At 64.4% G+C, this 14,218-nt stretch carries 13 protein-coding genes; all 13 read right to left on the minus strand.

The window, feature by feature from the left end:
* Positions 1 to 59: 59 nt before the first annotated feature.
* The 13 genes from KI612_RS18465 to KI612_RS18525 all read right to left on the minus strand — a co-directional run bounded on the left by KI612_RS18465 (position 60) and on the right by KI612_RS18525 (position 14,094).
* Positions 60 to 1,442 (minus strand): magnesium and cobalt transport protein CorA, encoded by a 1,383-nt coding sequence (locus KI612_RS18465; RefSeq protein ID WP_226441517.1) that lies wholly within the window; start codon positions 1,440 to 1,442, stop codon positions 60 to 62.
* A gap of 65 nt (positions 1,443 to 1,507) precedes the next feature.
* Positions 1,508 to 2,203, minus strand: coding sequence for a monofunctional biosynthetic peptidoglycan transglycosylase (gene mtgA / locus KI612_RS18470; RefSeq protein ID WP_226441518.1), 696 nt, complete (start codon positions 2,201 to 2,203; stop codon positions 1,508 to 1,510).
* Entirely contained in the window at positions 2,200 to 3,024 is an 825-nt protein-coding gene (gene aroE, locus KI612_RS18475) for a shikimate dehydrogenase (protein ID WP_226441519.1), read from the minus strand. The genes mtgA and aroE overlap by 4 nt, the downstream gene beginning before the upstream one ends.
* Positions 3,025 to 3,088: 64 nt before the next feature.
* Positions 3,089 to 3,979, minus strand: coding sequence for an energy transducer TonB (locus KI612_RS18480; protein ID WP_226441520.1), 891 nt, complete (start codon positions 3,977 to 3,979; stop codon positions 3,089 to 3,091).
* A complete protein-coding gene (locus tag KI612_RS18485) occupies positions 3,976 to 5,880 on the minus strand; it encodes a ribonuclease catalytic domain-containing protein (RefSeq protein WP_226441521.1) in 1,905 nt (634 codons plus the stop codon). The genes KI612_RS18480 and KI612_RS18485 overlap by 4 nt, the downstream gene beginning before the upstream one ends.
* 7 nt (positions 5,881 to 5,887) lie before the next feature.
* A complete protein-coding gene (locus KI612_RS18490; protein WP_226441522.1) occupies positions 5,888 to 6,457 on the minus strand; it encodes a YqiA/YcfP family alpha/beta fold hydrolase in 570 nt (189 codons plus the stop codon).
* Positions 6,454 to 7,278 (minus strand): undecaprenyl-diphosphate phosphatase, encoded by an 825-nt coding sequence (locus tag KI612_RS18495; RefSeq protein WP_226441523.1) that lies wholly within the window; start codon positions 7,276 to 7,278, stop codon positions 6,454 to 6,456. The genes KI612_RS18490 and KI612_RS18495 overlap by 4 nt, the downstream gene beginning before the upstream one ends.
* Positions 7,279 to 7,311: 33 nt before the next feature.
* On the minus strand, positions 7,312 to 7,578 hold the full coding sequence (locus tag KI612_RS18500) for a YkgJ family cysteine cluster protein (protein ID WP_226441524.1): 267 nt from the start codon (positions 7,576 to 7,578) through the stop codon (positions 7,312 to 7,314).
* A gap of 499 nt (positions 7,579 to 8,077) precedes the next feature.
* Positions 8,078 to 9,286, minus strand: a complete 1,209-nt coding sequence (locus tag KI612_RS18505) for an ABC transporter permease (protein ID WP_226441525.1) — start codon at positions 9,284 to 9,286, stop codon at positions 8,078 to 8,080.
* Positions 9,277 to 9,981 carry an ABC transporter ATP-binding protein gene (locus KI612_RS18510; protein ID WP_319002963.1) on the minus strand — a complete coding sequence of 235 codons (705 nt, stop codon included), beginning with the start codon at positions 9,979 to 9,981 and terminating at the stop codon, positions 9,277 to 9,279. The genes KI612_RS18505 and KI612_RS18510 overlap by 10 nt, the downstream gene beginning before the upstream one ends.
* A gap of 67 nt (positions 9,982 to 10,048) precedes the next feature.
* Entirely contained in the window at positions 10,049 to 11,341 is a 1,293-nt protein-coding gene (locus tag KI612_RS18515) for an efflux RND transporter periplasmic adaptor subunit (protein ID WP_226441526.1), read from the minus strand.
* Positions 11,338 to 12,774, minus strand: coding sequence for an efflux transporter outer membrane subunit (locus KI612_RS18520; protein ID WP_226441527.1), 1,437 nt, complete (start codon positions 12,772 to 12,774; stop codon positions 11,338 to 11,340). Before KI612_RS18520 ends, KI612_RS18515 begins: the two co-directional genes overlap by 4 nt.
* 93 nt (positions 12,775 to 12,867) lie before the next feature.
* Positions 12,868 to 14,094, minus strand: coding sequence for an alpha/beta hydrolase family protein (locus tag KI612_RS18525; RefSeq protein ID WP_226441528.1), 1,227 nt, complete (start codon positions 14,092 to 14,094; stop codon positions 12,868 to 12,870).
* Positions 14,095 to 14,218 lie beyond the last annotated feature (124 nt).

A 14,218-nucleotide genomic window follows, 5' to 3' on the forward strand; every position in this document is an offset into this window, starting at 1 on the left:
CGGGCAACAAAAAGGCCAGTCATGCGACTGGCCTTTTGTCTATCTGCGAAAGACTGAAATCAGCTGGTCGACGCCGGTCGACCGGTCAGTTGGCTGGCTTCCTTGAGCTTGCGCCGGGCTTCGCGCTGTTCACCCTGGCGCAGTGCCAGATAGGTCAGCCAGCCGACGATGCCCATGCCGATGGTGAACACGCCGTAAGCCAGCGGCCAGGGAATGCTCTGCGTCATCATCGAGAATTCCGACATGCCACCGATGCCGGCGACGATGTTGATCGGCATGAAAACGATGGACAGCTTGGTCAGCTTCGACACGCGCTGATTCTGGTTGATGTTGATGAAACCGACGACGGCATCCATCAGGAAGTTGATCTTGCCGAACAGGAAGGAGGTGTGACCGTCGAGCGACTCGATGTCGCGCATGATCTGGCGTGCATCTTCCTGCTGGGCAGCTTCGAGCAGCTTGCCACGCATCAGGAAGGAAACGGCACGACGGGTATCCAGCACATTGCGCCGGATGCGCCCGTTCAAGTCTTCCTGGCGGGCGATTTCGGCCAGGATGGAACCGGCTTCCTCGTCGGGCAGATGCGTGGACAATACGTGCTTGGCAACAGATTCCAGCGAGGCATAGACGTCTTCCAGCGCATCGGCGGAGTATTCGGCATCGGCCGCATAGAGGTCGAGCAGCACGTCCTTGGCATCGGTCACGTAACCCGGCCGCGTGCGGGCCCGGTGGCGCTGCAGGCGGAAAACCGGCAACTCTTCGGAACGTACCGAGAACAGGATGTCATCGTGCAGGATGAAGGCCACCGCGACGTTGCGCGACTCGTCGGCCATGTCGAGCAGGAAGTCGGAGTGCAGGTGGAGTTCGCCGTTGTCCTCGATATAGAAGCGGGCACTCGCCTCAAGGTCGGTCAGGCTGGCCGGATCGGGCAGTTCGAGACCGAACTGCTGGCCGACCCACTCGCGCACGCGCGGCGTCGGTGCCACCAGGTCGACCCAGATCGGCTTGATGCTGGCGAAATCGGTCGACCGCTCGACGGTAATCTGCTTCAGGCGCCCGCCCTGCAGGCTGAAGGCATTGACCATGATCTTGCGGCTCGGCCGGTGACCATCACCGACCAGCGCTTCGCGCACTTCATCCGAAAGCAGCTCGAGAATGTCGTCCTGATGTTCTTCGCCGACTTCCTTCCAGGCAGTCAGGCGATCTTCTTCGGAGAGCGCGGAAAGAATGAGGGCAACCGAGACGGTCGGCAGGCGGCCAAACAGCATGTGCAACTCGGCGATATGCTGTTTCTGCACCATGCCTTCGACGATGTCGTGGCGCGGCATTTCCTGGCGCCGCACCATATCTTCGACGAGTCGATGCTTGCCCAGAAGGTTCTGCACCTCGGCCAGTTGATCCTTCAGTTCATCAACTTCATTCAGGGCGATATCGTCGTTCATGGCGACCCAATGCTGCGCTGCAAAACCGCGATTTTAGCACCGCAATGGTGCCGCCAAGCTGACCGTCAAGGAATTTCGGCGCCCGGCATGCGGCCGAGAATGATCCCCGTTTTGCGCCCCAATCCGGGCGCACCGCGATTGCGGTCGTAATAGCGCGGATTCGGCACCATGCCGGCCAGTCGCGCGGCCTGTTCCGGCCCGAGCTGGGCTGCGCTGATGTTGTAGTAATGCCGCGCCGCCGCCTCGGCCCCGAAGACGCCGTTGCCCCATTCGATCACGTTCAGATAGACCTCGAAAATCCGCTCCTTGCTCCACAGATTTTCCAGCATCAGGGTGATGATGGCTTCCTCGGCCTTGCGGAAATAGGACTTGTTCGGCGTCAGGAACAGGTTTTTCGCCAGTTGCTGGCTGATCGTCGAGCCACCGGCGACAAAACGCCCTTTCTTCTGGTTCTTTTCCATGGCTTTCTGGATGCCATCCCAGTCGAAGCCTTCATGATCGACGAACTTGGCATCTTCGGCCGCAATGATGGCGCGTTTCAGATGCACCGAAATGCGCTCGTACGGCACCCACTGCTGCTTCAACTGGGCATCCGGCTTTTTTTCCCTGAGCTCGGCGAGGCGGATCTCCATGAACCGCGTCGTGCCCGGATTCATCCAGCCCCAGAGCAGCACCCAGCACAGCAGCCAGAGCTGCCAAAGGGTGAACAGGCCAAGCAGGCCGAGCAGGCCATATTTGAGCCAGCGGCCCAGCGTTTTCATGCAGCCAGTCCGGCGCGCAGTTCGGCGAGCACGCTGGCCGTTTCCGGCCGCACGCCGCGCCAGACGAAAAAGGCTTCGGCCGCCTGCTCGGCCAGCATGCCGAGACCATCCGCCAGACGCGCAGCACCCTGTGCTCGGGCCTGCGCCAGGAAAGGCGTTTCGCCCTTGCCGTACATCATGTCGTAAGCCAGGCAGCCCGGTGCAAAGATACCGGCCGGCAAGGGCAGGCTGGCACCAGCCAGACTGGCCGAGGTTGCATTGATCACCAGATCGAAGGATTTACCTACCGTTTCGCCGAAACTGCCGGTACCAACCGCCGCCAGATCGGCGAACGCCGCCGCCAGCGCCAGCGCCTTGTCGGCACTGCGGTTGGCAATGAACAGGCTGGCCGGCCCGCCGGCCAGCAAGGGCGCAATGACACCACGCGCTGCACCGCCGGCACCGAGCAGCAGGATGTGCTTGCCGGCGAGCGAACAGCCGAGATTGTGCGTGATGTCGCGGACCAGTCCGGCGCCGTCGGTGTTGTCACCGAAAATTTCGCCACCGGCAAACTGCAGCGTATTGACTGCCCCCGCCCGCGCCGCCCGCTCGCTGAGCCGGGTGCTCAGGCGAAAGGCGTCCTCCTTGAAGGGCACGGTGACATTGGCGCCCTTGCCGCCGGCCGCGACAAATTCGGAAATTGCCGTTGCAAAGCCGTCGACCGGTGCGAGGCGGGCTTCGTAGTGCAGATCCTGCGCCGTCAGCGCGGCAAAAGCCGCGTGGATGGCCGGCGATTTGGAATGGGCAATCGGATTGCCGAAGACAGCGTAGAGATCAGGCATCAGCGGTAGCTAACAAGGTTGATTGACTGGATGACCGCAGCTGGGCGCGCCCGGCGGCCGGCACTCACTTGGCGGAGAGCTGATCGCCCTGGGCAAAATACCAGGTGCGGGTGATTTCGAGAACATCGGTATCGCGCCGGATATCCGGCGGGAAGGGCGAATAGGGCGAGGCCATCTGGACGATGCGGCGCGCCGCATCATCGAGCAGCTTGTGACCGGAAGAGCGGTTGATATCGACGCGCGAGACATGGCCGTCGGCGGTGATGACCACAGTCAGCACCAGCGTGCCGTACAACTTGCCGCGCGCCGCATCCGGATAGTTCAGCGTGCCGATGCGCTCGATCTTCTGCCGCCAGTCCTCGATGTACTGGGCAAAACGGTATTCCTCGGCGCGTGCACCGATGAATTTCTTGCGCGGCCGCTTGTTGTACTCATCGACCGACTTGTTGATCTCGCCTTCCAGCCGGGCCATCGCGCGCGCCGACTCGGCGAGGTCGAGACCGCTCAGGCTGGGCACCGGCGTCGGCTGCTCGCTGCTCGTCTGGCCGGTCGCCACCTTGTGCAGGCTGCGCGCCTGGGCCAGCATTTTCTGCTGTGCCGCTTCCAGTTCCTGCACGCGGCGCTGCATCTGCTGGATATCGTTACCGACCACCTGCTGCTGCGTCGGCGGCAAGGGCGTCTTGGCGCGCCGGTTTTCATCGGTATTGCCGCCACCGTCGAGATTGCTCTGGGCCAGCGCCTGCGCATCGTGCGGCTTCTTCGCCGATTTGGCATTGACCAGGATGATATCGAGTGCCTTTTCGCGCATCGCGTTGGCGGCATCCGGGAACTTGAACTGCACGGTCAACACGACGGCGTGCAGGAAAACGGAAACGCCGATACCGAGCGCCAACGGCGACACATCCGAAAACACGGAGGTCACACGTTGCCGCAGGCTGACGTTACGCGATTTCACGGCGCCTCGTCCTCCACCGCCTCTTCAGCAGCTGTCGTATCCCCCAGCAAACTGGCGAAACGGCAGCTCACTTCCGGCGCCAGCAGGTCGATGCTCTCGACGGCCAGACGCACGCGCTGGCCGGGCGGCAAGTCACCCGGCAGGGACGGCACGCGCAACAGCAGCGGCAGATGGTCGAGCTTGACGCTCTGCTCGCGGCGCACGGTGGCGTCGATTTCCGTGATGTTGTGCTGCTGCAGCCAGCGCAGGCACCAGTAACGTTCCATCTGGCGCTGGAAATCGGCGTAGGCAGCGTAAGTCAGCTCGAAATCGCGCATGGCGCCGAACAATTCGGCCGATTTCTGCGCAAAGGCCGGGGTTTCGCCCTTCAAACAGGCGATCAGCTGCCATTGATTGACCAGATCGCAGTAGCGGCGCAGCGGCGAGGTCATCCAGGCGTATTGCGGCACGCCCAGACCTTCGTGCGGCAGCGGCGAGGTCGTCATGCGCACCTTGCCCTGCGTCTGGGCGCGGTACAGGCAGGCAACATTCTTCTCGGCGAGCAGGCCGCCCCAGGTCGAATTGGCGACGATCATCAGCTCGGCGACCAGCTTGTCGAGCGGACTGCCGCGCTTCCTTTCGGAAATGCCGACGGTACACGCATCCGGATCGGCCAGATCGCCGACGATCTCGAAGTTATAGTCGTTGATGCCCTGCATCGCCGACGGCTTGCCGCGGCGACCTTCACAGGCATTGGCAAAATGCCAGAGATGCACCAGTTCGTCCTTGAACGGCGCATCGGGCAGCGGGCCGTTGATGGTTTCGGCGTTGAACCAGGGCTCGATTTCGTGATGGCGCAGATTGGCGGCGATGTGCACCATTTCCAGCCGCGACTCGTGCGAAACGATCTCCAACGAATCGTTGACCGTCAGGTAGAGCGACACCGCCGGGCAATCGACGCCGCCGGCCAGCGTGTAGTTCTGGACCACGGCATCGGGCAGCATGGTGATCTTGTTGCCCGGCATGTAAACCGTGGACAGGCGGGCACGCGCCACGCCGTCGAGCGGCGAGCCATGTTCGATGGCCAGGCCGGGCGCCGCGATGTGGATGCCGATGCGCGAGCCGATGCCGGGCAATTTGACGACCGACAACGCATCGTCGATCTCGGTGGTGTTGGCATCGTCGATCGAGAAGGCGCGCACGTCGGCGCGCGGCAGGTCGCGCGGCAACTTCGGCGCATCGAGCGCCGGGAAATTGACGCCCTTGGGGAACTGCTCGTGCAGGAAGCGGCGGTAGTGCAGGAAGTAGGCCGACTTGATCGCGCCACACTTGAACAGCATCTGCGCTGCCGACAGGCCGAGTTCGGCGCAGGCCGTCTCGAAAGCCTTGGTTTCCGGCTTGTTGCGGTCCGGCGCGTAGAGCAGCGCATCGGTCAGCGCACCGATCGCCGCCGGCAGCCGGAATTCCTTCAGTTCTGCGATCCAGCTTTCAACCGTGAGCGCTTGCTGACGCTTTTTTTCAAGACTGGCCAGAGCAGCTGCGAGAATGTCGGCAGGCGCCTTGCGGAAGCGGCCCTTGCCTTTGCGATGGAAATAGACGGGCGCGGCGTGCACGGCAAGCAGCACCGCCGTCGCTTCGACCGGGTTGGGCTCGTGTCCGTAGTAATCACGGGCAAAATCAAGAAACGAAAATTCGCCATCGTTGACACACTCCCAGAGAAAATCCGGTTCGATCTCTTCGGCCAGCGGCGCGGCCTGTTCCAGCAGGGCCGCCGACGAGGGCTTCTCGAACCGCAGCAACACGGTTGCTGCCTTGATCTTGCTGCGCTTGCCCGTCGGCAACTCGACCTGCAACGAGCTGTCGTTGTCGGCCATCACATTGCCGGCCTTGAAGCCGCCATCTTCTTCGAACAATACATTCATCGGCGGATTATAACCCAGCGTATTCAATGATTTGCGGCACGAAATCAGGAAACTTCGTGAAGCCGTGGTCGCCATCCGGCAAGACCGTTTGCCGGCAAGCGGCGTAAAAGGACTGCGCCTGCCGGTAATCGAGCACCTCGTCGCCCTCTTCCAGCAGCACCCAGTAGCGCGCCGGCGTCGGCCGGCTGACCTGCGCCTTCAGTTGTGCCGCATGGTTTTCCGTGAAAACGAAGGGTTCACCGCTGTGGAAGTTGGCATGCTCGCCAACGAATTTGCCCAGATTCAGGAGGTCGACCGTTGCCGGATTGATCAATACCGCATTCAGGCCGTAGTTCTCCGCCAGATGATTGGCGTAATGCCCGCCCAGCGAGGAGCCAACCAGCGTCAACGGGCCGTCGGCGGCTTCGACCAGCGCTGAAACGGCAGCCATCGCCTCGTCCGGCACCGGCGACAGTTGCGGGCAGGCAAAGTGTTCCGCCAGCCCGCGCCGCGCCATCTCAGCTTCGAGCAGGCGCGATTTCCACGAAGCCGGCGAAGAACAGAAACCGTGCAGGTAGATGATGCCGGGCGATTTCAATGTGCCGACCACTCGACCCAGCCGAACTGGGCGGTCAACAGCACGACAATGCCGAAAACGATGCGATACCAGGCGAACACCGTGAAATCGTGGCTGGAGATGTAACGCAGCAGCCAGCGCACGCACAGGAAGGCCGAAACGAAGGCAGAAATGAAACCGACCACCCACATGCCGAGATCGTCGGCATTGAGCAGGGCGCGCTCCTTGTACAGCTGATAGGCCGTCGCCACGCTCAGGGTCGGGATCGCGAGGAAAAAGGAAAACTCGGTCGCCGCCTGGCGCGACAGCCCGAACAGCAGGCCGCCGATGATCGTCGCGCCCGAGCGCGAGGTGCCGGGAATCAGCGCCACAGCCTGCGCCAGCCCCATCTTCAGCGCATCGAGCAGGCTCATTTCGTCTACCGTCTGGACCCGGATTTTATGTTCGCGCTTTTCCGCCCAGAGAATGACGAAGGCGCCCAGGATGAAGGTCGTCGCCACCGCATACGGGTTGAACAGATTGGCCTTGATCGCCTTGCCGAAGGCCAGCCCGAGCACGGCGAGCGGCAGGAAGGCAACAAACAGGTTGAGGATGAATTTCTGTGCCGCCGCTTCGTTCAAGGCGCCGCGTGCCACCGTGAGCAGACGCGCCCGGTATTCCCAGACCACCGCCAGGATGGCGCCGGACTGGATGACAATTTCGAACAACTTGCCGCGATCGTCGTTGAAATCGAGCAGATCGCCGGCCAGGATCAGGTGCCCGGTCGAGGAAATCGGCAGAAATTCGGTCAGCCCCTCGACAATGCCGAGGATCAGGGCTTTCAGGAGAAGAATCGCGTCCATGGGATGCAGCCAGTGTTGGGAGGCCGCATTCTACTATTCCGGACGGGTTGCCGCCTCCAGATTCGCCAGCCAAATGAGCGCCTGCTCACGCGATTCGCCGCACATTTCCACCGACGGCTGCAAGCCGCCGCAACAGGCCGGCCGCTCCGGTCGACCGAAAATCAGGCAGCGAAAATCCGCATCCAGATGCCGGCACGGCACGCCAGCCGGCTTGTCCAGCGAGGAAATCGACGGCGCAATGCAGCAGGCGCCGCAGCTGGGGCGGCAATCGAGTACGGGAGATTCGGGGACTTGGGGCACGCGGGTATTGTCGCAGAAAGGGGAGGAATCCTGATTTGGTGACGACAAATGGGGAGGCGCGCTATCGGCCAGAAACGGACAGCGGGGGTATATGCGATATGATTCCAACCCCTAAGAGGGAGATCAGATTGGATACTATCGTCGGACTTATTGGTGGTGTAGCGATTGTGCTGGTTTTGCTCGGCATCGCTCGCAGAGAGTGAAACAATAAAAGCCGTGGCGTCATGACGACGAAGAGGTACTCGGCTCTCTTACCGCTAGCTTTCACTATTCTGGCTGTATGTGGATTCTATTGGTCGTATGCCGCCGCTATGTCAGAACACTACATAGAGGCTGTCTCTCTATTACTTACCTCCATTATTGTCCTACCCAAAAGTGTTCGGGGTTTGTTTTCTCGAACGTAACCCTTTTAGGTGCTACCTACACTACCGTAGGTCAGCTTAGGGCACACAGAAGTCGCCCACCGGTCAACCACCCCAAAACCCCGTTTTTCCCCACCTCACTCATGCCGTAAGGCCTCGATCGGATCAAGCCGGGCCGCCCGGCGCGCCGGGACGTAGCCGAAGATCACGCCGATGGCTGCCGAGAAGCCGAAAGCGGTCAGGTTGATCGCCGGGTTGAACAGGAAGGGCATGTGCATCAGCGTGGACAGCCCGAGGCAGGCGACGAAGGCGAGGGCGATGCCGACCAGGCCGCCGAAGGCGGAGAGGACGACGGCTTCGATGAGGAATTGCCAGAGCACCTCGTTTTCCAGCGCGCCGATGGCCAGCCGGATGCCGATCTCGCGGGTGCGTTCGGTGACCGACACCAGCATGATGTTCATGATGCCGATGCCGCCGACCAGCAGGCTGACCGCGGCGACCGCGCCGAGCAGCGCGGTCATCGTGCCGATGGTGCCGGACAGGGTTTCGGCGATCTGCTTGGTGTCCATCACGTTGAAATTGTCGTCGGCGTTTTCGGCCAGCTTGCGGCGTTCGCGCAGCAGGCTGCGGATCTGGGCGATGGCGACGGTCGAATTGGTGCTGTCCTTGAGCGAGACCATGATGTTGCCGATATCGAGCGAGCCGGTCAGCCGGCGTTGCGCGGTGCGCAGCGGCATCAGCACGGTATCGTCCTGATCCTGCCCCATGCCGCCCTGGCCCTTGGCAACGAGCAGACCGATCACCTCGCAGTCGAAGGTCTTGACGCGAATGCTGCTGCCGACCGGGTTGCCGGCGCCGAACAGCTCCTTCCTGACCGTATTGCCGATCACGCAGACGGCCTTGCCGGCGCGTTCCTCGTCGTCGTTGAACTGCCGCCCGGCGGCGATTTTCCAGTTGCCGGAGATGAAGTAGTCGTTGCTCGTGCCGCTCACCGTCGACGACCAGTTCTGGGTGCCGGCGACCAGCGTCACGGCGCTGCCGACCACGGGTGCGACAGCCTTGAGGCCATTGACCTGCTGCTGGATGGCTTCGACGTCGGCGATCTTGAATTTGGGCGCGCCAGCGCTGTCGCGGCCCGGACCGAGGCGCTGGCCGGGCATGACCATCAGCAGGTTGCTGCCGAGACTGGAAATCTGGTCGGAGACCATTTTCGTCGCGCCGTTGCCCAGCGTCACCATGGTGATCACCGCGCCGACGCCGATCACGATGCCGAGCACGGTCAGGAAGGAGCGCAACAGGTTGCGGCGGATCTCGCGCAGGGCGAGCAGGAGGGCGTTCAGGAGCATGTCGCCTCCTGCATGCTGTCGCTGCTAACCAGACCGTCGACGAAATGCACGATACGGCGCGCGTACTGCGCCATGTCCGGCTCATGCGTGACCATGATGATGGTGATGCCCTGTTCGCTGTTCAGTCGTCCGAGCAGCTCCATGATTTCGTGGCTGCGCTTGCTGTCGAGGTTGCCGGTCGGCTCGTCGGCGAGCAGCACGAGCGGGCTGGTGACGATGGCGCGGGCAATCGCGACGCGCTGCTGCTGGCCGCCGGAAAGTTCGGCCGGGGTATGCGACTCCCAGCCGTCGAGGCCGACCTTGGCGAGCGCGGCGCGCGCGGCGGCGTGGCGCACTTCGGCCGGATCGCCGCGATAGAGCAGCGGTAGTTCGACGTTTTCCTGCGCCGAGGTGCGCGCCAGCAGATTGAAGCCCTGGAAGACGAAGCCCAGGCACTGGCGGCGCAGCAGGGCACGCTGGTTGCGGTCGAGCTGTTCGACGTGGATGCCGCGGAACAGGTATTCACCGGAAGTCGGCGTATCGAGGCAACCGAGCAGGTTCATTGCCGTCGACTTGCCGGAGCCGGACGGCCCCATGACGGCGACAAACTCGCCGGACGCTATCTTCAGGTCCACGCCGCCCAGCGCCTGAAACGCCGTCTGGCCGGTGCCGTAGGTCTTGGTGATGGCGCGCAGTTCGATCAGCGGCGAATTCATGCGCGGCCACCGGTCGACATGGCAAAAACGCCTTTTTTCAGCGGTCGACCGGTAAAAAAGGGCGAAATCACTTCTTCGCCTCCTGGTAATCGGTGATCACCGCCATGCCGGCTTTCAACTCGCCACCGAGCACTTCGGTCTGGCGGCCGTTGCTGACGCCGGTCTTGATCGCCACCGCCTGCGGCCCGCTGTCGCTCATCACCCAGACTTTCGCCTCGCCACTGCCGGCGGCGGCAACGGGCTTCTGCTTGGCCGGGCTGGGCGGCGGGCCGGGCAGCATGCGCGACAGGAAACTGCGCTCCGGCATCTGGGCACCGCCGGCGCCGGGCGGCGTGAAGCGCAGCGCCGCGTTGGGCACGAGCAGCGCGTTCTCGCGCTCGGCGGTGACGATGCTGGCGGTCGCCGTCATGCCTGGACGCAGCACCAGATCGTCGTTATTGACCTGCAAAATGGTCTTGTAGGTGACGACATTGTCGGTCGTCGTCGAGCCGAGACCGACGCGCTTGATCTGCGCCGGAAACTTGCGTCCCGGCCAGGCCGAGACGGTAAACGTCGCTTTTTGCCCGTTTTTAACGTTGCCGACATCGGCCTCGTCGACCTTGACCTGCAATTCCATCTTGGACAAATCCTCAGCCAGCACGAACAGCACCGGCGTCGTCATCGCCGCCGCCACGGTCTGGCCCGGCTCGACCTTGCGGGTCAGCACGACGCCATCGACCGGCGAACGGATGGTCGCCTTGCCGAGATTGGTTTCGTCGGTTTTCAGGGTCGCCCGCGCCTGCACGACATCGGCCCGGGCACTCGCCTCGCTGGCGATGGCGCGGGCCAGCGTCGCCTCGGCGGTATCGAGTTCGCTCTTGGCCGGCACCTTGCCGCCGGAGAGTTCGGCGACGCGCTGCATGCGGCTGAGGGAAGCCCGGCTTTCGGCAACCGTCGCCTGCGCCAGCGCGACGCCGGCCTCGGCCGCAGCCAGCGCCGCCTGCGACTTGGCGACCGAATCGCTCAACTTGGCGGTATCGAGCTGGGCCAGCAACTGGCCTTTCCTGACCACGTCGTTTTCGAGCACCAGCACGCTGGCCAGCGTGCCCGAGAGTTCGGAGCCGACGTCGACCGACTTGGTCGGTTGCAGCGTGCCGCTCGCCGAGGCAGTGACCAGCAGCTTGCCGCTGACCGCCTCTTCGCTGACAAACTGGCCGGTCGGCGCCTTGCTGCCGCCGGCCAGCAGCAAGCCGGCCACGATGGCGACGAACAGGCCGGCCGCCGGCAGACCCCAGCGTTTGAGACGGTTGCCGCCGCTTTTTGGCAGGGCGTTGCGGAGCAGCGCGTTGAGCGCTTCGGTGGAATTGTCGGTCGGGGTCATGCTTTGCCTTCGCCGGCCGCGGGCTGTTGCCAGCCGCCGCCCAGCGCCTTGTAGAGAGTGATCAGACTGGTCAGCACCGTCGTTTCGGCACTCGCCAGGTTGTCTTCGGCGATCAGCCGGGTACGTTCGGTTTCCAGCACCTTCTGGAAGTCGGCGAGACCGGACTCGTACTGGCTGCGCGCCAGCAGTGCGGCGTTCTTGGCCGCTTCCGCCGCGGCGCGCCGGGCGCTTACCCGCTCGCGGGCCTGCGCGTAGGCATAGAGGCTGTTTTCGATTTCTTCCAGCGCGGTCAACACTGCGGATTCGTAGGAAATCAGCGCCTGCTCCTGCACCGCGTTCTGGATTTCGACCTGGGCGCGCAGTCGACCGCCGTCGAACAGCGTCGCTGCGAGCGAACCGGCCAGCGAGCGCGCCAAGGTGCCGCTGCCGCCCAGCGCCGACAGGCCGTAAGCCTGCCAGCCGAAGCTGCCGGACAGCGTCAGGCTGGGGAAGCGCGCCGCGACTTTTTGCCCGACGCGCGCCGTTTCGGCGGCCAGCGTGCGCTCGGCGGCGACCAGATCCGGGCGCTGGCGCAGCACGTCGGCCGGGATGCCGGCGGCGACGCTATCCGGCGCTTCCGGCAAGGGCTTGGTCGCGGCGAGTTCGGCCTGCAGCGCGCCGGGTTGCCGGCCGAGCAGGATGGCGAGCCGGTTTTCGGCGGCGACCAGACCGTTCTGCAGATCGGGAATGCTCGCCCGCGTCTGCTCGCGCGTCGTGCGCGCCTGCTCGACGTCGAGACTGCTCGCCAGCCCGGCCTCGTTGCGCCATTGCGTGATCTGCAGGGTTTCCGCCTGACTGGCCAGATTGGCGCGGGCAATCGCCAGACGCTGCTGGTAGCCGCGCAGTTCGACGTAATTGCGCGCCACTTCGGCGACCAGCGACACGCGCGTGTTGTCGAGGCTGGCCTGACTGGCCGCGAGATCGGCATTGGCCGCCTCGATGCCGCGCCGCGTGCCGCCGAACAGGTCAAGCTCCCAGCTGGCGTCGAATCCGGCCTGGTACAGCGTGTTGACCGTCGCGTTCGGCGCGATCTCGCTGGCGCTCTTGCTGCGCGAAGCGCCGCCCGAGACGCCGACGCTGGGCGCCAGCCCGGCCACCGCCTGACTGCGGCTGGCGCGGGCCTGACGCAAGCGGGCCTGCGCCGCGCGCAAGTCGAGACTAGATTGCAGCGCGGCCGTGACCAGGCCATCCAGTTGCGGATCGTTCAGTTGCCGCCACCAGGTCGCCGGATCGACGGCCGGGGCGGCCATGGCGGCCGGTTCGGCGCGCAGCCAGGCTTGTGGCAGGCGCAGTTCGGGCAGGCGGTAATCCGGCCCGACCAGCGGCTGCAGCAGCGAGCAACCGCCGAGCAAAATGGAAAGGCTGGCGGCCAGCAGGGTTTGTCGGTATTTCATGATTCAGTCAGGCAAGGTCGAAGGCGTATTTTCCGGATGCGAGCGCGCTGCCGGACGGGTACGGATGTAAATCCGGGTAAAGACGCCGGCATCTCATTTGTGCCGCAACTCGCCGAGATCGCCCAGCCAGCGCTCGGCATCGCGCTCCAGCCACTCGCCGGCAAGCGCATCGCGGCGCAGGATGGCATCGAGAAAAGCGACGCTGACGCGCTGCACGGCGACCGCATGCCGCGGGTTATCCGCCGATGCCTGCCGGCTCATGCCGGCACTGCCCGGCCGCTCGCCTGCACCACCGCCCATCCCGCCGCCGGGACCACCCTGACCGCCACCCGGACCGCCTCTCGAGCGGCCGCCGGCATCGGCCCGAGGCGCATCTGCCGCGTCATCCGGCCCGCCGCCGCGCCGGGCATCACCCGACAAGGCGCGGTGCGAACCACCGGCGAGCAGCAACAGGTATTTGTCGCCGGCCGGCATGTAGGTATAGGGCGCCGTGCGCACACTCAGCGCCGTCACGACGCCGAAGCTGTCGCTGTCTTCGCTTGCCGTCGCAAGCAGCACCGGCAGGTGAACATCGCTGAAACGCCGCGCCAGACCCGCGCCGGCACTGGCATAGGGACTGATCACGATGGCCGCGCGCGGCGTCTGCGGCAATGCCGGCAGAACCACGCCGGGCACCTTTTCGCCGGCCAGCGCCTGCACCGTCTGGGCGCCGAGATCGTAGCCGGCAAATACGAGCTGCGCCGTATCGATACGGTCATACGGCGCTTCCCGCCGGTCGACCCGCTTTTTGAGCTCAAAAAGCACGCTGCCAACCGCACGCAAGCGCTCGTTGAGCGCTGCCGTTGCGTAGTTCTCGCGCGCCAGCGCCGTGTAATCGGCATCCTTGGCATAGCGTCCGGGCATCTGCGCGAAGCGCGGCAATTGCAGGGCGAGCACCGCGTAACCCGCTTCCGCCCAGGCGCTGCGCCACTGTTTGCCGGCGTCGGCCGGCTCGCCCAGACCGGGCAGATAGACGATCAGCGGATGCGTGCCGCTGCCACGCGGCACCAGCAGACTGACCGGGACAGGCGCGGGCGCGGCGGGATCGCCGCTCGGCCAAGGCTCGGCCAGGGTATCGAAGCCATGCCGGACTTCCGGCTGGTAAGCGCGCTCGGCGTAGCGCTGCACAGCCGCATCTTCGGCCGGCGGCGCCCGGCGCGGTGCGGTGCAGGCACCGAGCAACAGGCTCATGACGAGCAGCAGCAGGAGCGCAACATGCTCCTGCGGCCGGCCGAAGCCGGGCATCAGCGGAGCATAGGAATAGGACCAGGAAGCGAGCATGGCGGCTTTCTTGAAAGAGGTCGGGACGGCGGCAAAACAGGCCTCAGCCAGCGGTCGACCGGCCGGAAAGGGCAAAAATCAGGGCTACCGAAGCAGCCCCTGATGCTGGCGGCAGCGCACGGCT

The organism is Quatrionicoccus australiensis (assembly GCF_020510525.1).
Lineage (GTDB): Bacteria > Pseudomonadota > Gammaproteobacteria > Burkholderiales > Rhodocyclaceae > Azonexus > Azonexus australiensis_B.